A 22,508-nucleotide genomic window follows, 5' to 3' on the forward strand; every position below is an offset into this window, starting at 1 on the left:
AAAAAGGCCCGCACAAATGTGCGGGCCTTTTCGCTTGTTTCGCAATATTAGTTGCTGTGGGCTGCGCCCGCTTTCAGTTGCTCTTCGATTTTCTTCAGGTTAAATGATCCGGGTGTTTGGCTGGGAGGATACTCTTCCATCGTTTTCAGGAATCGCCCAGCCATCTGTTGCAATGGCACAAAGACGAACGCATGATCCAGCAACCAATCATAGTAATTGTTGGCGTTGTGCTGGGCACGTTCGAATGGGTCGCGACGCAGGTTAAATAGCAGGGGCACGCGCAGCTCGACAAAAGGTTCCATCCAAACACCGAACGCCTTGCCACGGTTCTCCAGGAACACGGCCTTCCAGGCGTCATAGCGCATCGCTACAATCTGCCCGTCGTCATTCACATAGATGAATTCACGACGGGGGGACTCTTCCGTTTTCCCGGAAAGGTAATCTATCTGATTGTGTCCGTCGATGTAGTTTCTGTACTTGCGGCCAATCAGCTTGGTGCCTTTCATGAGCTGCTCTTTGATGTCCGGGTTGCCACCCGCCGCGGCAAAGGTCGGCAGCCAGTCTTCATGAGACACGATTCCATTCAGCGTTTTGCCAGCAGGAAACTTGCCGGGCCAGCGAATAAATGCCGGAACCCGGTAGGCGCCCTCCCAGTTGGAGTTCTTTTCACTACGGAAAATCGTAGTGCCGGCATCGGGCCAAGTATTGAAGTGGGGGCCATTGTCTGTGGAATAGAACACGATGGTGTTATCAGCGATTTTGAGCTGATCCAACAAGTCGAGAAGTTTGCCGACGTGTTGATCGTGCTCCACCATGCCGTCTTGATATGCGTTGCCGGTAGGGCCAGAGAGCCCCTTGTGTTCCTCTTTCACATGGGTACGGAAGTGCATACGGGTAGCATTCCACCACACGAAGAAGGGCTTGCCGGCGTCAACCTGCTGTTTGATAAAGTCCATGGCCGCGGCGAGCGTTTCCTCATCCACAGTTTCCATGCGTTTTTTGGTCAATGGGCCGGTATCCTCGACTTTACCGTCAGCCGTGGCTCTGACCACACCGCGTGGGCCAAACTTTTTACGAAACTCGGGATTTTTGGGGTAGTCGCGGTGTTCAGGCTCTTCCTCGGCATTCAGGTGATAGAGGTTGCCAAAAAATACATCAAAGCCGTGGTTGGTGGGCAGGTGCTCGTCGCGATCCCCGAAGTGGTTTTTACCAAATTGTCCCGTGGCGTAGCCAAGGCTTTTCATTACCGCCGCGATGGTAACGTCTGACTCCTGCCAGCCCTCTTTGGCGCCGGGGAGGCCGACCTTCGTCATGCCGGTGCGAACAGGTACATTCCCGCCCATAAATGCTGCGCGTCCTGCGGTACAGGATTGCTGGCCGTAGTAATCCGTGAATGACAGGCCTTCTTTGGCAATGCGGTCAATGTTTGGCGTTTGGTAGCCCATCATGCCACGGTTGTTGTGGCTGATATTCCACACCCCAATATCGTCACCCCAGATCACCAGGATGTTGGGTTTTTCCTGGGCCTGAGCGGCGGTGTGACACACCGACAGCAGGGCGGCGGCGGTGATGGACAGCGGCACCTTGAGTAGCTGCCGTAAACTGAGTGTCTTCATGGACATACTCCAGTGGCTTGAGTTCATTGTGAATCCGGTCGGTGGTGCGCCGGTAAGGTCATTGCTTGTCTGAGGGGAACACTACTTTCCAGTCATTTTTCATGTCGACCAGGGTCCAGCCTTTTTCGCTGGCGTCATCGAGCGCCTTGTTCAGCTTGCCGATCGGTGAGTCGCGGTCATAGGCCCACTCGCGTTCGGCATCGGTGTGGTGCACGATCATGCCGAAGCGCGGGCCGTCACCGGCGGTGGCCCACTCCAGCATCTGGTAGTCGCCGTCGGAATTGCCGGCGACAAATATTGGCTTGCGCCCGATGATCTGGTGAATGCCCACGGGCTTGCCTTCCTTGTCATCGATCAGGTAGATATCCGGGAGTTTTACCAATACCGGTTTCCCATCGCGCACTTCGTAACGGGCCTTGAGGCTGCTACCGACCACTTGCTCTGGGGGAATACCGTAAACTTCTTCGGAGAAAACCCGCACAAAATCGATGCCGCCGCCGGATACGATGAAGGTTTTAAAATCGTTCGCACGCAGGTAGTCCAGCAACTCCAGCATGGGCTGGAATACCAGGGTGGTGTAGGGCTGTTTCTTGGTGGGATGTTTCGCAGTCTTCAGCCAGCGCTTGACGCTCTTGTTGAATTCCTCGGTGGTGATGTTGCCGTGGGTTGCGGCAACGATTTCCAGCAGGCCTTTTTCACCGCCCGCCAGGGCACCTTTCATATCTCCCTTGAGAATCGAGGCAAACGGCTCCTGGGTTTTCCATTCCGGGTGTTGGGGCGCCAGCTCCTTGACCCGGTCGATGGCGTAAAACAGCTGGAAATAGGCGGGCTGCTCCGACCAGAGGGTGCCATCGTTGTCGATGGTCGCGATACGCTCGCTGGGGGGGACGAAGTCCGGGGAACCCTTCTTGGTGACCTTGTCGACAAAGCCGACAATGGCCTGCTTGGTAGGGCCATCCTGCCAGGAGGGCAACGGATCGGCGCGGGCGCTGGTACTGATCAGGCCAGAGCTGAACAGTAGCAGCACGCCAGCGCAGAGCAGTTGGCGAAATGAATACAGAAAACGCATAGAACTTCCCAAAGTACGGGAGTGAAGTGCATGGGTGAAACCGTTTCTCTTAAACCTTAGCTCGCCATTTTCATTCCGGCGGTTGGCGCATGATATTTTTTTTTCATAAGCCGTCAGGATAGAGAATGACTTGTCGGTTTTTTGGCAATGCCTGTAATTGGGGCCGCTCAGGAGGGGTTCAGCGGGGGCAGCGCCTGCGGGTTTTTGTGCGCACGACGTCCTGCGGCGAAGGCGTCCGTGGCCAGCTCCAGGCGTTGCCATAACGGCGCCGTGCTGGCGGAAGCCGGGGTGTTGCCATACTGGGCGCGGCCCAGGGCCAGCAGGGCGGGCGGGATCTCGGAGCGGATGTAGTCGCCTTCGCCTCTCAGGGACATGGCCGCTGCCAGAGTCGCCGCATAGTTGCGCTGCTTGATAGCCGCCTGCAGCTGCCGCACGTATGCGGTGCCATCGGCCTGCTGCCGTTCGGTGTGACGTTTTCGAATGCGCGTGATGAAGGGCGGCAGGTAGCGCCACGCAAGCCACCCCAGGCCACCCAGCAGTGCCAGTGTGATCAGCCAGGCCTCCCGCGAGCGCGGGCGTGCGATTGGGGCGCCTTTTACTCGTACGTCTATGGCGTCCAGCGTGCTGATTTGAATGCTTCCGTCGTCGAGGTCGTACCATCGCAGGGTGATGGCCGGCAGTTCTCCCCGCGCTGGCGATTCCGCCACGTAGGTGACTTTTTCCACCCGGGTGCCGCCGTTGCCATTGCCGCCATCTTCGGCCCTGGGGGTATCCGCATAGGCGGCGAGGCCGCTGGGGGTATTGGTGTTCAGCATTTGTGGCAAGAACATGACCGTGGAGCCTTCAATGGTGGCAATAACCGTGCGGCTGAAGCTGTCGCCGGGTCGCAGGCTCTGCGGGTCGCCCTCGATCTTTTGTTCCAGGGTCAGTTCGCGGGCGGCAATGTAAGGTTTCAGGGTTTCTGCGCCCTTCGGCGCCGACGCAGTCACTACCGCGGCGTTGAGCGGGACTTGCGCCATTAGGTCACCACTACCATCCGGGTTGCGGTAGTGGACCTCCAGCGTAGTGGGCGGGAGCTGGAACGTGCCGGGGGTCAGTGGCACCAGCTGATACTCGCGAATAACGCCGGACCAGGTGGCACCATTGATGGTTTGGCTGGTGGACACCGTGGATTTTTCGGGCAATGTGACCGAAAGGTTGGGGCGGTCGAGGGAGGGCAGCGCCAGTGGCTGGGTGAGCCAGGTGGGCACCAGTACGGTAATCTGCAGGGTGACTGCCTGCCCGGGCACGACGTCCGATTGCGACAGCTTGGTTTGCACCATGGGCTTGTTCGAAGGCTCCGACGGAGGATTCGCGTCGGCTGTCTGGGCGCTGACGGCGACTGCGCGTGTGAAGATGACTGAGAGGATGACCGTCAACAGTAACCAGACCACGCCGGAAAACGGCAGGCGCCGGAGCCGGGGCAACGCGGTCATGGTACGTCTCCCCCGGCCTGGCCGGAAGACACCTCGGCCGCAAACCGCTGTTTCATGAATTCGCCGGTGCTGGTGTCCAGTGTCGACATCCACTGCTCGGGGTTCACCGGTGCTTCATTGCCCGGTGTTTGCGGCGACTGGACTTCCTTCTGTTGCTGTTTGTCGTAGCTGTCGTCATCACTGTCTGCCTGTTGTTCTTTTTCATCCTCATCACCGCGGGATTTTTCCATGTAGGCGAGAATTTCCTGTGCGAGCTGCAAGTTTTTCTCTGCGCCGGGAAAGGTCACATCCATACGCAACACCTGCTCAAAACCGGCGATGGCGTCCTGGTACTGGCCGCTTTTTACCTGAGCCATCGCGCGCGTAAATACAGCTTCCGGGCTGGTGAGTGTGGCCAGTGTATTGGCGGCGTCTTGGTAATGACCCGCCTGGTACTCGGCATAGCCGCGCCGATAGGGATCGGCGAAGGCGTTGGCGGCGCGGGCATATTCCTTGCGCCCCATCAGCCACTGGCCGAGCTGGTCGGGAGTAAACAGCCGGGAAAGAAAGTCGTTCTCTGGTGGTATTTCTTTACCGGCCACCGCCGACGTGGGCGATTGCGCGCGTGCCCGGGTGAGGGTGAGGTCTGCCACGATACTGCAGGCGAAAAGAATCAACACGATCGTGCTGGCTCGATGTGCAGTGCGCGACCGGGTGCGCGACTGGGCGGGTACCTGGCTGGATAGTTGCAGCGCCCAGCCGCGGCGGAACCACAGCAACGCCAGCAGTGCAGCCGGCCAGGCCAGCCACCAGCCGCGATCATTCCATTGCAGGTTTTCATCCCGCGCCAGTGTCTGTTTGAAACTGCTGTCGAAGTAGCGCACGAAGCCGTCGATGTCGCGGCGATCCGGGGTAACGCGGGAGACCTTTGCTGCGCTCACTTGCCCGGCACCGGGAATACGCGCGTTGCCTGGAAGCAGGATCAACAAGCCCAGCCCATTGTCGCGGTCGCGCTGATTGAAGGCGTCGAGGTCGCGGGATTCAATGCCGTCCGTAAGGAACAGAATGCCGCCGGGCATCTCTGCGCTTTTCAGCACCTGTTCTGCCAGTTCAAGCGCGCCGGCGGCGTTGTTGCCTTCCCTTGGCATGACGTCGGCGGCCAACCCCTCGACATACGGCCGCAACAGGTTCTGGTCCTCCGTGAGCGGCACCACCCGGTGGGCCGTGCCCGCATAGGCGATCAGGGCGGTGGGGGCACCGTCGCGGCGCTCCAGCAGGTCGTAGACTTTTTGTTTGGCGCGCTCCAGACGGCTGGGCGCGACGTCTTTTTCCGTCATGCTTTGATTGACCTGCATCACCACCACCAGCGGTGCAGTGCGGGCCATCAAAGGATCGGGCAGCCGCGTCCACGCCGGGCCTGCGGTGGCGACGGCCAGAATTGTCAGGAGAAGCGCGAGGCTGTCGATGGGAAGAAAAACGAGCCAGTGTCGTGTATGACGTTCTCCCACGCTGAGCGCGCGCGCCAGGTGCGGGGCGATATGCGCGAACCGGGTGTGCAGCGCCTTGTCGCCCGGGCGGCGCAACCACCACCAGACAACGAGTATCAGGGGGACGAACAGCAGCCACAGGGGGCGCAGGAAATGGAAGGCGGTGACAAACGCAGAGAGTTCGCCGCTGAGTGTGTTCATGGGGTTGCCCCCGGTGGCCAGTGCCGGCGGATCAACAGGTGCAGGCCCAACCCAAGCAGTGACACCAGCAGCGCCGCGCCCAGTGGCCAGTAGGCAAGGCTGCGATGTGGGCGGTAGGTTTCGCTGTCGATTTTCTTCGGCACCAGCGCGTCTATCTGCTGGTAGACACGGGTCAATGCCTGCTGGTCATTGGCGAAGTAAAATTCGCCGCCGGTGCGCTGGGCAATGGCGGTGAGTGTTTCCTGATCCAGTCTATTCTCCGATTCCCCCTGTGGGTCACCGACACCGATGGTGAGTATTTTCACCTGACGTTGCGCGGCGATGGCGGCGGCATTCACCGGGCTCATCCGGCTTGCGGTATCGCTGCCATCGCTTAACAAAATCAGCAACCGCTGCGTTACCTCGCTGCTTTCAAACTGGCGAATGGCCAGGCCGATGGCATCGCCGAGGGCGGTATGTGGGCCGGCCATGCCGACTTCTGTCTGCTGCAGCAGCTCGAGCACCGTGTCGAGGTCGGTGGTGAGTGGTGCCTGTACGAATGCCCGGGAGCCAAACACGATCAGCGCCACCCGCTCGCCCTCACGCCCCTTGAGGAATTCCGCCAGTACCTGCTTGACGCCAGCCAGGCGCTGCTGGCGCGCACCATTGGCGTCCACAAAATCCTCTTGCTCCATGGAGCCGGAAATATCCACCGCGAGAATCAGGTCCCGTGCGGGCTTCTGCAGGGTCACCGCCTCGCCCTCCAGCTCCGGGCGCGCCAGGGCAGTGACCAGGAGCAACCAGGTGAGCGCGCCGAATACCAGCTGCCACAGACGATGGCCACGCACGGTGGCGCCGGCGCTGGGGGTTAACCCCAGGCGCTCGCTGATACGCTGGAAGAAAGGCACGCGAATCGCCGGTACGCGCTCGCGGTGGGGCGGTGCCAGCCACCACACCAGCAATGGCAGGGGCAGGAGCAACCAGGCCCAGGGTGCGGCGAAGCTGACACTGGCGAACAGGCTGCTCACGGCGATGTCTCGTGCTTGGGTGAGGGTTGGGGGTTGGGCGATGCCTTGGGATGATTTGCCGGTGTGTGTACCTGCAAAATTTCACGGTGATGATGACGAATCCAGTCTCGCGCCGCCTGTGTGAGTGCGGGGTTTGGCGGGTAGCCGTGGTAGGCGCCGCGCAGCAGGGATTCACCGGTTTCGCTGCGGAAGGCATCGTCCGGATATTGCCGGTTCAGAAACGCCAGCCAGCGCTCGCCGGTGAGTCCGGCCACCTGCGCGCGGGGATAGGCCACGAGCGCGGTGCGGCGCAACAGGGCAGCTATTTCCCCCGGGTTGTCGCCAGCATGGCGCAATGCCTTGAGGGCCGCCCGGCGGTAGGCATTGGCGCGGTAATGGCGGTAAGCCCGCCACGCCACGTACAGACACACTAAAAGCACCATACCCAGCAACAGCTGGGCCAGCGGTGTTTGCGGCCACAGGGAAACGCGCTCTGGCACCGGTGGCGGTGCCAGCTGCGCGATCAGATCCGGTAGCGTGGTCTCCGAGGGTGGTGGCGTGTCACCCTGCATGGTCCGTCGCCTCCTTTGCCGGGGTAGCCAGACCTAACAGGCGACGCAATTGCGGCAGTGTTTCTTCACCCGCCGACAGCGGTGCCAGCGGAATACCGTAGCGGCGATGCCAGCGCTGGATCGCCTCGTGGCGTTCGCGATTGAACCGGCCCAGTGCGTCGTGGATCGCGCGGTCACCCGTGTCCAGAGTGGCCTGCTGGTTGCCATCGGAAATGGCACTGACAAAACCTCTCGGCATCACCTCACCCGTGGGGTCGGTTACCGGCACCAGAATCACATCGTTGTGGCGGGCAAGGCCGGCGAGCAGACGATCGGAGGCGGGGCCGACCACGTCGAAGTCGCTGATCAGCAGAACCAGATGATCGCGGCGTGCGATATTGGCCACCGCCTGCAACACCGTATCCAGTGACGTGGGAGTGACGGGCGGCGCGTCGGCATGCAGGGCGCCGTTGGCGCGGGCAATTTCGGTGAGCAAGCGGATCAGTGCACGGCGATTGCGCTTGGGACGCTGGGTGTAGAGCCGGTCGTCGCGTATCACAATGCCGCCGACGCGATCGTCCTGGTTGAGCACCGCGAAAGCGGCGAGGGTGGCTGCCTCGGCGGCGGTAACCGATTTCATCGCGTAGCGGGTTCCGAAGAACATCGACATGCGCTGATCCACCACAATCAGCGTCGGCCGGTCGCGCTCCTCGCTGTACACACGCACATGGGGCTCGCCGGTGCGCGCAGTGACTTTCCAATCGATGGCGCGCACATCGTCCGATGGCCAGTATTCCCGCAGTTCTTCGAAATTGAGGCCGCGCCCGCGCAGGCGCGAGGCGTGGCGTCCGGCCAGCACACTGCGCGCGGGCTGTCGCGGCAGTAAATTCAGGGTTTCCGCCGGACCCTCCAGGGCCTGCAGGTGCGCGAGGTCCACGTGAATCCGTGGGTCCGGTGTTTTTTGCGGGGCTGTGACCCGGGCGATCCCGGCACGGCTATGACTGCGGCTGCGTTGCAAGAAATTGAACATGGCGCAGCTCAGGGCAGGGCGACGTTTTCAAGCAACTGATCAATCACCCGGTCGGCGGTGATGCCCTCACCCTGGGCCTCGAAACTCAGACCCAGGCGGTGGCGCAGGCAGTCGTGAATAATCGCGTGGATATCCTGCGGGTCCACATAATCCCGTCCTTCCAGCCAGGCATTGGTGCGCCCGGCCTTATCCAGGGCAATGGAACCGCGCGGGCTGGCGCCGATCTCAATCCAGCGCGCCAGCTCCGGAGAAAAATCCTTGGGGTGACGGCTCGCGGCAACCAGGTCGGCCATATAGCGGGCCATGGCGGCGGAGACATGGATGTCAGCGATTTCCCGGCGCGCGTCGAAGATCGCCTGTTGCGGAATGACGTTTGCCGCCGGCGCGGGTGTTGTAGCCTGCGCGGCGTTGCCATCGAGACTGCCACTGCCACTGCCACTGCCACTGCCATTGCTTTGGGCCGCGGCAATTTCCTCACTGCGCACAAGTTCGATCACCTGTACCTCGTCCTGCACCGGCGGGTAGGTAATGAGCACGTGCATCAGAAAGCGGTCCATCTGCGCTTCAGGCAAGGGATAGGTGCCCTCCTGCTCGATGGGGTTCTGGGTGGCCATCACCATAAACAGCGGCGGCATGCTGTGTGTATTGCCGGCCACGGTAACCTGGCGCTCTTCCATGGCCTCCAGTAATGCGGATTGCACTTTGGCCGGGGCGCGGTTGATTTCGTCGGCGAGGACGATGTTGGCGAAGATCGGGCCCGGGTGAAACCGGAACTCGGATTTCCCCCCGTCGCGGTAGAGCATATCGGTGCCGGTAACATCCGCCGGCAGCAGGTCCGGGGTGAACTGGATGCGGCTGAAATTCGCCTCCAGGTTTTTTGCCAGCGCTTTGATGGCGCGGGTTTTGGCAAGACCGGGCAGGCCTTCCACCAGCAGGTTACCGTTAGCCAGCAGACCGATAATCAGGCGCCGGATAACCTCCCGCTGGCCGACAATGGTACGGCCCATGCCGTCTTCAAGCGCTGCAATTTGTTCCCTCGCGGTCATGGCGTTTCCTTCCTTGGCCATGGTTATTCGTCCGGCCATCGATCGTCGCCCGGCCATCGATGCTCCGGTTCTTATTTCCGGTTCTTATTAACGCTAGCAGATCGCAAGCTGAGGAAGATGGCGCAAGTCGCTATACTCGATGCCAATAAAGAATAAGATCTGGAGTCTCGATGCGTCGGCCAATACTCTTACTGCTGTTGACACTGCTGGTCAGTGCCTGTGACAAAGAAGCGGGCTCGGGTGAGGCGGAGGGTAGCCGTAGCGCGAGCTCTGCCCCTGCGGCGCCCACAGCGCCGGATGCCGCATCGCCGTCGTCCATGTCTATGCCCAAGCCTGCACGCGGCGAGACCGGGCAGCAGCCTCAGGCGGGAGCGCATCCGGATTACGTGGGCGCGGCACAATGTGCCAGTTGTCACCAGCAGGCCTTCGAAGACTGGCAGAAATCCCATCACGACCTGGCCATGAAAACCCCGAATGCAGAAACCGTGGTGGGGAATTTCGACAACACAACCTTCGACTACTTCGGTACCGAGTCCACGTTCTACCAGCGCGATGACAAATATTTTGTGCGCACCGATGGACCGGATGGAAAGCTGCACGACTACCCCATTGCCTACACCTTCGGTGTCTACCCGCTGCAACAATACCTGATCGAGTTCCCCGGTGGCCGGTTGCAGGCGCTGAGTGTTTCCTGGGATTCCCGTCCGAAGGAGGAGGGGGGGCAGCGCTGGTTCCATCTGTACCCGGATGAGGAAATCAAACCGGATGATCCGCTGCACTGGACCGGTATCAACCAGAACTGGAATTTCCAGTGCGCGGACTGCCACTCCACCAATCTGCACAAAAACTACGATCCGGCATCGCAAACCTTTTCTACCCAGTGGTCTGAAATCAATGTGGGATGTGAATCCTGTCATGGGCCGGGCCGCAAGCACCTGGCGTGGGCGGGCAAACCGGAACCGCAGCGCACGGCGGATACGAGCCGGGGCTTTGACATCGGTTTCGATGGCCGCCGCCAGGGGCGCTGGGCCATGGATGCGGTGACCGGCATCGCCCACCTGCAGAACGATGTGCCGACCCAGCAGGAGATTCCGATGTGTGCCCAGTGCCATTCCCGGCGCGGCACCCAGCATCCCGGCGTGCGGCCCGCGGACGATTACCTGGATTTCTTCCACCCCGCGCTGTTGAGCGAGGGGCTTTACCATGCAGACGGCCAGATCAACGATGAAGTCTACGTGTGGGGTTCATTCCTGCAGAGCAAGATGCACAGCGCCGGTGTGACCTGCAGTAATTGCCACAACCCCCACAGCCTGGAATTGCGCGCCCAGGGGAACGACGTGTGCGCCCAGTGCCACCTGCCCACCAAGTTCGATACCGCCGAGCATCACTTTCACCCCGCGGGCAGCGCAGGGGCCCAGTGCGTGAGCTGCCATATGCCGGACAAGGTGTACATGCAGGTGGACGCGCGCCGGGATCACAGTTTCCGCGTGCCGCGCCCGGACCTGTCGGAAAAAATTGGCTCCCCCAATGCCTGTACCGGCTGCCATACCGACCAGAACAATCTCTGGGCTGCGGAAGTATTGGAGAAAAAATTCGGCCAGCCGGACCCACATTATGGCGAGGCACTGTACGCAGCCCGTACCGGCGCCGCAGATGCGGAGAGCCGGTTGCTGAAACTGGTGATGGACGATCAACAGCCGGAGATCGTCCGCGCCACTGCGGTATCCATGCTGCCCCGTTATCTGTCCCAGACCAGTGCGCAGGTACTGCAGGTCATCGCCCAGGGAGATGATGCGCTCCAGCACCTGGGCCTGGCGCAGTCATTGGATCAGGTGCCGCAGCAAGTGCGCCCGGCGCTGGCTATTCCGCTGTTGTACGAGGATGAGCGGGTCACCGCGTCCCTCGCCGCCAGCGCCATGGCAGGAGCACCACTCGGACAGTATCCGCAAGAAGTGCGCAATCGCTATGAAGTGGCATTGGCGGATTATGTGGCAACGGCGGAATTCAACAGCGATCGCCCGGAAAGCCTGGTCAACCTGGCCTCGCTGCGCGGGCGTGAAGGGAATCTTGTGGAGGCGGAGCGTTTGTTGAAAGAGGCGGTTGCGCTTGCCCCGTATTTTACCCCCGGGGTTATCAACCTGGCGGACCTGTACCGAGCCAGTGGTCGCGAGGCCGATAGTGAGGCGCTGTTGCGCAGCGCTTTGGACAATGCCTTCGACAAGGCGCCGATCCAGCACACATTGGGGCTCGCTCTGGTGCGGCAGAAGAGAATGTCGGAAGCGCTTGCGATGTTGCAGGCCTCCGCCCACAGCGAATCGGCAACGGCCCGTTATGTTTATGTCTACGCTATAGCGCTCAATTCACAGGGCAAACCGGCGCAGGCGATAGCAGAGCTTGAGCGGGGCCTGGCGCGCTTCCCGGAAGACCGGCAGATTCTTTCGGCGCTGGTGTCGATCCACCGTGAGCAAGGGAACGAGGCGGCGGCACAACGCTACCAGCAGCAGATGCAATAGCTATCCATACCAACAAAAAAGCGCGGCCAATGGGCCGCGCTTTTTTGTTGTAAGCAGTGTGGGTAAACGAGCCTAGCGGCTTTCGTTGACCTGCATGGCTGCTTCGATGGCTTTGTTGATATTGAGCGAAGCCGCCTTCTGGCGGGGTGGAAATTCTTTAAAGGTTTCCAGGTGTTCATTCAGGATCTGAATGGCCGGCTGCATGACCCAGCTTTTGCGCATAATCTGGTGAAACCCCGTGACGCCATCGTAGTGCTCCATTGGGTCCTTGCGCAGGTTGAACAGCTTGGGCATGGTGTGGGTAATCATATCCTCGTAGTAGCGGCCACCGGGCTTGGTGGCAAAATGCATTTTCCAAGGTCCTACACGCAGCGCGGTCAACTGGGATTCGTAGTAATAGAAGATCTTGTTGCGCGCGGATTTTTCGGTTTTTCCCATCCAGTAGTCGAGGTTATTTTCCCCGTCGATATACACCTTGTCTGACTTCTTGAGTGTTTCCCGCAGGTTCGATTCACCCAGTGCCGCGGCAATGGTGGGAAATACGTCCTCGTGGGAGGAGATGCCGTTGCGTTTCAGGCCCGCAGGAATCTTTCCGGGCCAGCGCACCAGAAACGGCACGCGCACGCCGCCTTCCCAGGTCGTCATCTTTTCACCGCGGAATTTTGTGGTGCCTGAGTCCGGCCAGCTGCTTTGCTCCGGGCCGTTATCGGTGGTGTAGATAACGATGGTGTTTTCGGCAATGCCCAGCTCATCCAGCTTGTCCAGCAATTGGCCCACATGGCCATCGTGTTCGATCAGGCCGCTGCCAAACACGTCGTCTTCCGAACTGAGCATGGTGGCCAGGTGACGGCTTTCCGGCTTCAGATGGGTATAGACGTGCATGCGACTGGTTGCGTGCCAGATAAAGAACGGTTTGCCCGCTTTTTTTGCCCGCTCCATAAAGTCCAGGCTGCGTTTGAGAATATCCTCGTCAAAGGTTTCCATGCGCTCGCGGGTCAGGGGGCCGGTATCGGATATTTTGCCGTCGGCGTAGGATTCAATGACACCGCGCGGGCCAAATTTTTTCTTGAACTCCGGGTTCTTCGGATAATCCTCCTGCTCCGGTTCCTCCGATACATTCAGGTGGTAGAGGTTGCCATAAAACTCATCAAACCCGTGTCGGGTGGGCAGGTGTTCGTCCAGATCCCCCAGGTGGTTTTTACCGTATTGCGCAGTCATGTAGCCCTGCTTCTTCAGAAACTCTGCCAGGGTTGGGTCCGCCTCTTTGATACCCAGTGGGTTGCCGGGTTGCCCGACGGTGGTCAGGCCCGTGCGCACCGGCAGCTGCCCCATCAGGAAGGCGGCGCGGCCCGCGGTGCAGCTGGGTTGCGCGTAGTGATCGGTAAAAAGTACGCCCTCGTTGGCGATCCGATCGATATTGGGGGTGGGGTAGGTCATGCCGTGTGAATAGGCGCTCAGCGAAACCTGTGCCACATCATCCACCATGATGGCGAGAACATTTGGCTTTTCGGCGGCTTGTGCACCGATGGATGTGGCGAGCCCGATGAGCAGGCACGCGGCGGAGGCTAACAACGGTATCGCTTTCAAGGGGACTCCTTATACCAGCATAAAGTTTCCCGGAAAGCTTAGTTGAGTGTTTACAAGGCTGGGGTTAATCCGGTGCCAATGGATAAGCCCCCTGGTAGCTACGAGCAGCTAGACTCTGTGGTGAAACTTTACCGGCGCGCGTCTTCCGCTCACTGGGCACTATGCAGCGTACTGCCTAGCGCGCGATCCGAGCTGCGGCGCGCGGTAGCGCGGATGACGAGCAAACGGCAGGTTCCTGAATGTCATGACACCCACGCCCACATCTAAGTCTGCACCCCTGGTACTCAGCCTGAGTGTGTTGGTGGCGCTGCTTGCGGGGTGCGGAAATTCCAACGACAGTGATATGCCCGCAAAACAAAGACCGGTCACCATTAGCCTGGAGCCCCCCACAGATTCTCCGCTCGCGGAAGGAATTCACGCGGTTGCGGCGAGTAAATCCGACGAGATGTCTGGCTTTCACCTGCTGGATGATGGCCTGTCGGCGTTTGTTGCGCGGGCGGTGCTCATTGAGGAAGCCACGGTTTCACTCGATCTCAAGTATTACATCTATGAAGACGACAGCGTCGGTCACTTGCTCACCAGTCTGCTGTTGAAGGCCGCGGATCGCGGCGTGCGCGTGCGCCTGCTGGTGGATGACCTGGGGACGCGCGTGGTCAACCCCTGGATACTTGCTCTGGATCGACACCCGAATATGCAGATCCGGGTGTTTAATCCGGTGGGCGGGCGCAGTGGCTTCCGGCGTGCGCTGGAGCAGGCGGCCAACTTCGGGCGTATCAACCATCGTATGCACAACAAGCTATTACTGGCTGACGGGCTGGCGATGATCACCGGCGGCCGCAATATTGCCGATGGATATTTTTCCCGCTCATCGGTGGAGTTTCTGGATGTCGATGTGCTGGCCATTGGTGAAGCGCTACCGCAGGCCCGCAAGGTATTCGACGAGTACTGGAAACACCTGGTATCGGTTCAGGTAACCGAGCTGTTGTTGGACGAGGACGATACACACACACTGGACGAACTGCGCAAACGCACCCGGAAATTGCTGGCGGATGAACAGGACAGCGAATTTGCGCGCGCGTTGAAGAAATCGAAAATGGCAGCGGCGCTCGCCGATGGCGACATTCCGTTCCAGTGGGGAAAGGCCAGGTTATTGGCGGACCCGCCGGAGAAGGCACTGGGCAAGGACGATATCCCGCGCCATGAATATCCCGGGGTTCAGCTGGAGAAAATTCTCCACGGCGCCACGGAGCGGCTGAAGATTACTGCAGCCTATTTCATTCCCGGTGTGATTGGCACCGAGCTGTTTACCGGGCTGGAAAAGCAGGGGGTCAAGGTGGGTATCCTGACCAACTCCCTGAGCAGTAATGACGTGGCCATTGTTCACGGGGCTTATGCGCGCTACCGCAAACGGTTACTGGCAGCGGGTGTTGACCTGTGGGAGTTGCGCACGCAAGCCGGTGAGGAGCGGCGCAAGAAATGGTTCCATGGGGAGTCCAAAGCGACGCTGCACGCCAAAACCTTTGTGATTGACCACAATCTCGGATTTGTGGGGTCAATCAATCTCGATGGCCGATCTTTGTTGCAAAACACGGAGATTGGATTGCTGATGGAGAACTCCGAAATCAACCAGCAGTTGAATTCGCTATTCACCGAATGGGTTGCGCCGGATTCCGCCTGGTCGCTACAGCTGCTGGACTCGGGCAATCTGGCGTGGCGCGCAGAAGACAAAGACGGCGACGCCCTGGTTAAATACCGGGAGCCGGAGACCCACTGGTGGCAACGCACCCTTGCCTGGTTGCTGGGGTGGTTGCCGGTCGAGTCCCAGATCTAGCAGCCCGCCAGCGCTCGCTGGTGAAAAATGTCCAGCTAAAACGAGAACTGAACGGAGCCGCCGACGAAGTGGATGGCGGAGTCCTCATAAGTGCCCTGCAGCCGGGGGCTGAACGGGGGCCGCCCCTGCTGATCGATATCAATGTCACCCAGATGCATATAGTTGTATCCCACATCCAGGTTTACCCCGGGGCACAGTTCCTTGCCCGCACCGAAGCCCACCGTCACATTTTCATTGGTAATGGTATCGGCGGTAATCTCAGAGGTATTGGCCATGCTGGATTCTGCAGAAAGTCCGGTGGACAGGCGCCAGCCATTTAACATCCCCTGCTGAAACTCGTGGCGTATACCAACGGCAAAGCCCGCAGTGTCGCGGTAACCACGGTCGACTCGCAGTGAGGTCTGCATGGGATTGTCGAGCAACAGGGTGACGCCGGCATACTCCGACCAGTCCTGCCAGTTGAGATTCACATAGAGCGTGGTGGTGTCTGTCAGCGCCTGCTGAAGGCTTGCGGTAACCGTCTGGGGGGCGCGAATGTCCAGTTCCGTGCGGGTGCCATCGAGGTTCTCGGCAATCGCGTTCAGGGGTGGTGCGAAGCCGCGAAGCTTCAGGTGGTCCTTGAATTCGAAATCCACTTTGGAGGTGTAAGTGAGACCAAAGGTGGTGCCTGATTTCGGGCGGTAGATGATACCGAGGTTGCCGCCATACCCCATGTCCAGGTCCTTGAGGCGCAGAAACGCGTCGTCATCCACCAGCCCGGCGCGGGGGGCCGACTGGAAACTGAAATAGCCGGCCATAGCGTTCAGGCCGACGCCAATGGACAGGCAATCGTTGGCGCGCCAGCTGAGTGATGGAATCAGGCTCATGCCGAGCAGGTCGACGTTCTGTACAAACCGGCGGCCCTGCCAGTCGTCATGGTAATCGAGCCCCAGGCCGAAGTTGCCGGCCATGGCAAAGCCCCAGCCGATGTTGTCGGTGATTTTCCCCGCGGCAAACGCGCCGGCACCGGGGAGCCATTCGAGGGGGTTGCCACCATCATTGCCCGGTACATTGCTCAGTCCACCTTCGCTGAACTCCAGGTCGCCATAAAGCGCCTGGGCCGCTGCGCGCACCTGCGTCTCGTCTCGCCATACCGTCCCTGCGGGATTGGTGAAGGCGGTGGCGGCATCTTCCGGCATGGCCGCCCAGCCGGCACTGGCGGTACCCAGTGTCGGGGTGCCGATCTGCCACAACATGATGCCCCCGGCGTGGGCAGCGGGCGCAGAGAGAGCGGCAACGAGCAATGGCAAAACTTTCGGTGTGGCGCGGTTGTACGGCATGACCAGTTCCCTCTGGATGGTAGGCGGGCACAAATTCGGTGTGCGGAATCACTCGGTGACTATTTCGGAAACAGCATGATCCAGGTCAGCCGGAAGCCCCAGTCCTGGGCGCCGGTTGCCGGGCTTTCCGCGTAGTAGCGTGGGCCGGCCTGGACCTGATACTTTTGCTTGCCCACCTGAAACAGCTTGGAGACCAGGAAGTGCACCGGCACGTTCCACTGCTCGGTTTCCCAGTTGTAGGTGGATTCAGTGTTTATGGCGAAGGTCCAGGCGGTGGGTGTGTTGTACACCAAAAACGGCTGCAGAAATGTATTGTTGACATCCGCGCGGTTGTCACTGCCGGCGAAGGACCAGATGTGGTTGGCCAGCGCGCCGATGGTCCAGGGGCCCGCTTGCTTCAGCACAACGCCGGTAGGGCCGGCGCCCCATTTTTCTGTACCCAGAAGTGGTTCGGTCGCCGTGGGTAGCAGGAAGACGGGGCCGACACCCCAGGTCACACCGCCAGCGGTGGGTTCCTTGGGGGAAAAGAAGGCGCTTTGCACCGTGTCGCCGAGCCCGGTCTGGTCGCCGCTACCGGGGAAAATTGCCTCCTGGCTCACAACGGGCAGGATGGTACGGCTGATAAGATTCCAGTCATCGCTAATGGAAATGGGAATTACCGGCTGAATATTCAGGGTAAAACGGCGTCCACCCTCTATCGGACCCACGCGGTTATCCCAGTTGCCCTGAAAAGGTACACTGATCAGGTCCGAAACCGGGTTACTGAGTTTCTTGGCCAGGTCCTGATCGGCAAGGGCCGGAACGCTGGCCGCTAGTAGGGCAACCAGTAGAGCAAAACAGCGCAACATCTTTTTCACCCGTGCAGTGACTTCTTGAAACGATTTCCCTCAGTCTAGAAGCCGTTGGTGAAAATTGTGGCGTTACGTCGTGGGGCTCAACTGTTTTGAAGAAACAGCGGCCAGCAGAGTGCCGGGGCGGTCATCGAAGTCCCCGCCCCGGCGAAAGGCGGGGTTTACTTGGCGGCAATGGCCAGGGATACGGTGCCCGGGCCCAGATTAATACCCCCGGACAGACTCATGACCGAGCGATACACGCGTACCTTGTGTTCGGTGGCTGTTTTTTCAAACGCTTTGAATCCTGGGACTTTGTCCAGATCTTTGAGCGGGCCCGCAAAACTGACCACCACCGCGGGCATCAACAGTTCTCCGGCCACCATCTTTTCTTCTGCCAGTTGGAACAGGCGGCGGGTGCAGCCATCGAAGGTTTTCACCGTGTCGGCAACATCCGACCCCTGGTAGGTCATGGAGACGATCGGGTGCAGGTTCAGTGAGCGCGCCATAAAGGCTTTCAGCCAGCTCACGCTTTTTTCATTCTTTTGCCTGCCGCGCTCACGCAGGTAGTACACGTCCTTGATTGCCGCGTAGCCCACCGTTTTGCGCCCGAATTCTTCGGTGCGAGACTTGATCTGTGCGCCGTTGAGCCCTTTCTGAATCAGTGCAAGGGTATAGAGTGCCAGCAATCCCTGACCGGAAAACACCGTGTGGGAGTCGACGGCGGTAATCTGGGCCTTGTCGCCAGATAACTTCTCCGCGACGTTCACGGCGTTGTTGTAGGTTGGACTGTTGGCACCATTGATGGTCTGTACCACGATGTCGTCGTGACCCTGGCTCACCAACTTGGTCAGAATGCCTTCAATCTCGGTCTCACCGGCCGGGCCGGTTTTCACCGGGCGGGATCGGTCCAGCAGATTCAGGGTATAAAAGTGGCTCATTTGCGCGGGGTTACGCTGATCGCCAAATTCGTCTTTACCCATGCTCACGCGGTGGGGCAGAACGGGGATCTTGTACTTGCGCAGAAACTCGTCGGGGAGATCGCAGCCGGAATCGACGACCAATTGAACCATGGGAGTACCTCTTATTGTCTGGTTCACTGCCGGAGGCATTTGGTGCCAAATCTAGCACTTTGCTCCAAGTTCATACAGTTGCAAAGAAGACAAAATACCGAACGATTTGTGACCATTTAGTTCTAGTCGTGGTGTGCGTCGGCTATGGACTGGTAACGCTGGCAGGTGAAGATAGGGAAGGGGGCTAGATCGAATGGCCAGCTCGAGCCGCCAGATCGGGATAAAAAAAGCCGCGGAAGACCGCGGCACAAGCTACTCAGGATGTTGAGTAGACGAGAGCGTCCGCGCACCAAGGTGATCAGGGTGCCGAGACGAGTGAAACCTGATCACGTACGAATTGCAGTAAAGCGGGGGAGCCGATGTGCACGTTCACCCCCTCCGGAATAGGGGCAACTACCCAGTCCACGCTCCAGTCCAGTGCGTCGCCCTGCTTCAGGCTGTGAGCGGCGCTCTGAACTTCCAGCTCCAGATAGGGGCGTTCGCCACTCAGGTAGAGTTCAATATCACCCTCGCCGGTGGCCATTTTGCTGGCGTCCACTTGCGGGTAGACCTTCACGTACAGCAGTTGATCAACCGTGTAGGCCAGCCAACCCTCGGTGCCGTTGGCGATGACCTTGCCTTCCATCAGCGGTGCGCCGGCCTCCATCGATAACCACAAGATGTCGCTTTGCAGGCGGTAATCCATTTGTCCACGCACGGTTCTCACACTTTCTCTGGTCACCGGGGCAAACGCCAGGCCGCGGTTTGGCAACCGGGTAATTTCCCAGGCGGCAATTTCCGGGAAGTCTTTCTCGGTGTCGATGCGGTAGCGCACCGTAGCCCGTTGGCCGCTGCTGAGGTTGACTGTCTTGCTTACCCGGGCGCCGGCGCCGGAGGCACTGGTGACTGCGGCGGCGTCCGTTTGCCGGGCGGTTACGGTATAGGGGGCGGTATCATGTTCGGGAACCGGCGGCCAGTTCCACAGGGATTGCGGGCTCAGCCAGAAGGTGGAACCAAAGTTGTTGCCTCCAGGCTGGGGCAACGCCAACAGGTCGCGCTCCCCGTATCGCAGTTCGGTAATGCGGCCACCATAACTTGGGTCCAGTACGATTTTGAGTGACTCTTTGCTCAACTGGATGGGGGTGCCGTCGGCCCAGCTGCTAGCGGTCGCCAGCAGCGCTGACAGGCCCAGGGCCGCCGACGATTTCTTCCGTAAATGTATCAGCGACATGTGTCAGCCCTCGCAGCGAATCTGTGCCTGCGCAGCGCCGCCGGGCACGTACTTGATATTCGCTACCGCCATGGCGAGTCTGCCTTCGCTGCGCAGTGACAATCCCTGCGACACTTTGGAGAAATCGGCACCGGCCTCGACAAAACATTGCAAATCGATGGTCACCTGGGACCAGTCGCCCCGGGGCAGGGCTTCTAGCGTGTTTCGCAGGGGAAGGGCGCCGTTGCAGTTCTCACCGTCGCAGGAAATCTGTGCGAGTACTTCACCTTCCGGCGCTTGATCCACACGAATGTCCAGAGTGAGCGCAGATCCCTCGGCCAGATAGCGGCTGAGGTCCTGGGGTTTTTGTGTCTGCAATGCGACGTTGCCGGCGCGCAGGCCCTTCCAGGTCAGCGCGCGGGCGTCTTCCTGGGACAGCATATCGATGGAGGCCACGGTGATATTGTCATCCGCGCTGCGGGCGAGATTGCCGTTGACCCAGACGGGTTCCTGCTCGCCATCGGCAATAAACAGTTTCCACGGCGCCTGTGGGCGCGACACCATCAGCCAGGCGTCTTCCAGTGCACCATCGACATAGGACTCGCCATTTTCGTTCAGGTTGTTGGCCAGTTGTACCTCGCTGGAGTAATCGAGGCCGTAGCCGTAGGAAAACAGCGGCGCGTAATCTTCATCGCCGCGATTGATCACCGTCTGGTGCACCTGCTCTGGCCAGCTGAAAGAGAGACGACCGGTAAAGTCATAGCGTTTGTTACCGCCGGCATCGGTGAGGAGCACATCGGCAACGCCAGCACCTTCCGAGCCCGGAAGCCAGGCGGCAACAAAAGCATCGGAAAGATTCAATTCTTTATTGACCCATAGCGGGCGGCCGGAAAGAAACACGCTGACCACCGGAATATCCAGGGCTTTGAGTTTCTGCAGCAGCTCCTGATCGTGTTTGCTGCCCAATTGAAACTCGATACTGGCGAGGTCACCGTGCCACTCGGCGTAGGGGTCTTCGCCGTACACCACGATGGCTACATTCGGTTTTTCGCCATCAAACGCGTTTCCTGGGAGGTCGCCATTCTCACTCAGCACTACCTGACCGCCAGCGGCGTCCACCGCCTGTTTTATACCGGTATAGATGGAAGTAGCTCCGGGAAAGTCTTCCGCGGTGTTGCCGGTACCCTGCCAAGAGATGGTCCATCCACCGCTCTGTTTTGAAATATTATCGGCGCCGTCGCCGGTCACGAGAATATTTTTGCGTGCATCGATCGGCAGTAGCTGGTCATTATTTTTCAATAGAACCAGGGATTTTCGCACCGCTTCGCGGGCGATGGCACGGTGCTCGGCACTGCCGAGGACACCGGCTTTACCCGCCAGCGGGCGGTCGCGCTCAAATAATCCCGCGCGAATTTTCACCCGCAGGATACGGCTTACGGCGTCGTCGATGCGGCTCATGGGAATTTCACCGCTCTTGACCTGGGCGATGGTATTCTCCAGCAGGGCTTTCCACTCGGCGGTGATCATGAACATATCAAGCCCAGCATTTACCGCAGCGGCACAACTGTCTACGGTGCAGCCATCGACGAAACGGTGACCGTTCCAGTCGCCGACGACGAAACCATCGAAGCCAAGGCGACCTTTCAGCACATCGGTCAGCAGGTATTTGTGGCCGTGCAGGCGCTTGCCGTTCCAGCTGTTAAATGAAGCCATCACCGTCTGCACACCGGCTTCCAGCGCGGTGATATAACCGGCGGCATGAATTTCGGCCAGTTTCTTTTCGCTGACCTGGGTGTCGCCGCGGTCGATACCCCGCGTGGTGCCACCATCGCCGACAAAATGCTTGGCGGCGGAGACCAGGTGACGACCATCGAGAAACTCTTCGCTGTTTTTATTCCCCTGAATCCCCTTGATCATTTCCCGGGCATACGCGGCGACGATTTCCGGGTCTTCCGAATAACTTTCAAAGGTGCGTCCCCAGCGGTCGTCGCGCACCACGGCAATGGTGGGGGCGAAGGTCCAGTCCACACCGGTTACCGCCACTTCGCGGGCGGTAGCCTCGCCGATGCGGCGGATCAGTTCCGGGTCGTGCGCAGCGCCGAGGCCTATATTGTGCGGGAACAGGGTCGCGCCGATCACGTTATTGTGGCCATGCACGGCGTCACTGCCCCAGATGATCGGAATTGCCACGCCCCCATCGGAGGTGTCCATGGAGGCAGCAAAGTAGGCATCCGCCAGCTGGCCCCAGTCATCCGGGGTGGCAAATTTGTTGTTGTTGGGGAAGGTGCCACCACCGTTCAGGATGGAGCCGATATGGTATTTTTTGACTTCTTCTGGGGTGATGGATTTGATCTCCGCCTGCATCATCTGGCCGACTTTTTCTTCCAGAGTCATTTGCGCGAGCAGATGGGCAATGCGGGCTTCCAGCTTTTCATCTGCGGGAAGGGCCGGTGCCAGCTTTGGCCAGTTTTCCAGGGAGTAGGTGTCGTCCTGGTTGGCTGCGACCTTGGATACCTGAGGGGCATTGGCAACGTGTTCGGCGTCTTGTTCACGCTCGCTGCAGGCGGCAAGGGCCGTTGTCAGCATGATGCTTACTGACAGGGTTTTCAGGTAAGACATGGGTACTCCGTAAGATCTGCGCGGGAATTCGCTTGTTCGAAAAAGGCGGGGGCCTAGAGAAAGGGTGATCAAGGCCCCCGCAATCACTGCATGGAAAATGTGTGCTG

The 22,508-nt window shown here is 59.7% G+C and carries 16 protein-coding genes; 2 read left to right on the plus strand and 14 right to left on the minus strand.

Going from position 1 to position 22,508, the window contains the following annotated elements:
- Window positions 1-47: 47 nt before the first annotated feature.
- From AU182_RS07875 to AU182_RS07910, 8 genes are all read right to left on the minus strand, one after another.
- Window positions 48-1,616, minus strand: coding sequence for an arylsulfatase (locus AU182_RS07875; RefSeq protein WP_066963310.1), 1,569 nt, complete (start codon window positions 1,614-1,616; stop codon window positions 48-50).
- A 58-nt stretch (window positions 1,617-1,674) separates the two neighbouring features.
- The gene (locus AU182_RS07880) at window positions 1,675-2,685 is read right to left on the minus strand and encodes an HAD family phosphatase (RefSeq protein ID WP_066963313.1); all 1,011 of its coding nucleotides are present in this window, start codon (window positions 2,683-2,685) and stop codon (window positions 1,675-1,677) included.
- A gap of 167 nt (window positions 2,686-2,852) precedes the next feature.
- A complete protein-coding gene (locus AU182_RS07885) occupies window positions 2,853-4,160 on the minus strand; it encodes a BatD family protein (protein WP_066963315.1) in 1,308 nt (435 codons plus the stop codon).
- Complete coding sequence (locus AU182_RS07890) at window positions 4,157-5,827, minus strand: VWA domain-containing protein (RefSeq protein ID WP_066963318.1); 1,671 nt, start codon at window positions 5,825-5,827, stop codon at window positions 4,157-4,159. The genes AU182_RS07885 and AU182_RS07890 overlap by 4 nt, the downstream gene beginning before the upstream one ends.
- Entirely contained in the window at window positions 5,824-6,834 is a 1,011-nt protein-coding gene (locus AU182_RS07895) for a VWA domain-containing protein (protein WP_227718174.1), read from the minus strand. Before AU182_RS07895 ends, AU182_RS07890 begins: the two co-directional genes overlap by 4 nt.
- Entirely contained in the window at window positions 6,831-7,385 is a 555-nt protein-coding gene (locus tag AU182_RS07900; RefSeq protein ID WP_066963324.1) for a DUF4381 domain-containing protein, read from the minus strand. Before AU182_RS07900 ends, AU182_RS07895 begins: the two co-directional genes overlap by 4 nt.
- Entirely contained in the window at window positions 7,375-8,394 is a 1,020-nt protein-coding gene (locus tag AU182_RS07905) for a DUF58 domain-containing protein (protein WP_066963328.1), read from the minus strand. The genes AU182_RS07900 and AU182_RS07905 overlap by 11 nt, the downstream gene beginning before the upstream one ends.
- Before the next feature lie 8 nt (window positions 8,395-8,402).
- The gene (locus AU182_RS07910) at window positions 8,403-9,440 is read right to left on the minus strand and encodes a MoxR family ATPase (RefSeq protein ID WP_066963331.1); all 1,038 of its coding nucleotides are present in this window, start codon (window positions 9,438-9,440) and stop codon (window positions 8,403-8,405) included.
- Between the two features lie 170 nt (window positions 9,441-9,610).
- Between AU182_RS07910 and AU182_RS07915 the strand changes: the two genes are divergently transcribed.
- A complete protein-coding gene (locus tag AU182_RS07915; protein ID WP_066963338.1) occupies window positions 9,611-11,953 on the plus strand; it encodes a multiheme c-type cytochrome in 2,343 nt (780 codons plus the stop codon).
- 72 nt (window positions 11,954-12,025) lie between these two features.
- Here the strand turns inward: AU182_RS07915 and AU182_RS07920 are convergent, their stop codons facing one another.
- Window positions 12,026-13,540 carry an arylsulfatase gene (locus AU182_RS07920; RefSeq protein ID WP_082859298.1) on the minus strand — a complete coding sequence of 505 codons (1,515 nt, stop codon included), beginning with the start codon at window positions 13,538-13,540 and terminating at the stop codon, window positions 12,026-12,028.
- Between the two features lie 343 nt (window positions 13,541-13,883).
- Here AU182_RS07920 and AU182_RS07925 point away from each other — a divergent pair, with 343 nt between their 5' ends.
- Window positions 13,884-15,371, plus strand: a complete 1,488-nt coding sequence (locus tag AU182_RS07925; protein WP_066967714.1) for a phospholipase D family protein — start codon at window positions 13,884-13,886, stop codon at window positions 15,369-15,371.
- A gap of 35 nt (window positions 15,372-15,406) precedes the next feature.
- Here the strand turns inward: AU182_RS07925 and AU182_RS07930 are convergent, their stop codons facing one another.
- The 5 genes from AU182_RS07930 to AU182_RS07950 form a co-directional block, all read right to left on the minus strand.
- Window positions 15,407-16,690 carry an OmpP1/FadL family transporter gene (locus AU182_RS07930; RefSeq protein ID WP_082859299.1) on the minus strand — a complete coding sequence of 428 codons (1,284 nt, stop codon included), beginning with the start codon at window positions 16,688-16,690 and terminating at the stop codon, window positions 15,407-15,409.
- Between the two features lie 59 nt (window positions 16,691-16,749).
- Window positions 16,750-17,538 carry a hypothetical protein gene (locus AU182_RS07935; RefSeq protein WP_066967715.1) on the minus strand — a complete coding sequence of 263 codons (789 nt, stop codon included), beginning with the start codon at window positions 17,536-17,538 and terminating at the stop codon, window positions 16,750-16,752.
- 164 nt (window positions 17,539-17,702) lie between these two features.
- Window positions 17,703-18,593 carry a DegV family protein gene (locus tag AU182_RS07940; RefSeq protein ID WP_066963349.1) on the minus strand — a complete coding sequence of 297 codons (891 nt, stop codon included), beginning with the start codon at window positions 18,591-18,593 and terminating at the stop codon, window positions 17,703-17,705.
- 298 nt (window positions 18,594-18,891) lie between these two features.
- The gene (locus AU182_RS07945) at window positions 18,892-19,803 is read right to left on the minus strand and encodes a DUF4380 domain-containing protein (protein WP_066963350.1); all 912 of its coding nucleotides are present in this window, start codon (window positions 19,801-19,803) and stop codon (window positions 18,892-18,894) included.
- A 3-nt stretch (window positions 19,804-19,806) separates the two neighbouring features.
- Window positions 19,807-22,401 carry an exo 1,3/1,4-beta-D-glucan glucohydrolase gene (locus AU182_RS07950; RefSeq protein WP_066963358.1) on the minus strand — a complete coding sequence of 865 codons (2,595 nt, stop codon included), beginning with the start codon at window positions 22,399-22,401 and terminating at the stop codon, window positions 19,807-19,809.
- Window positions 22,402-22,508: the final 107 nt, after the last annotated feature.

It is taken from the genome of Microbulbifer sp. Q7, assembly GCF_001639145.1.
In the GTDB taxonomy this organism is placed as follows: domain Bacteria; phylum Pseudomonadota; class Gammaproteobacteria; order Pseudomonadales; family Cellvibrionaceae; genus Microbulbifer.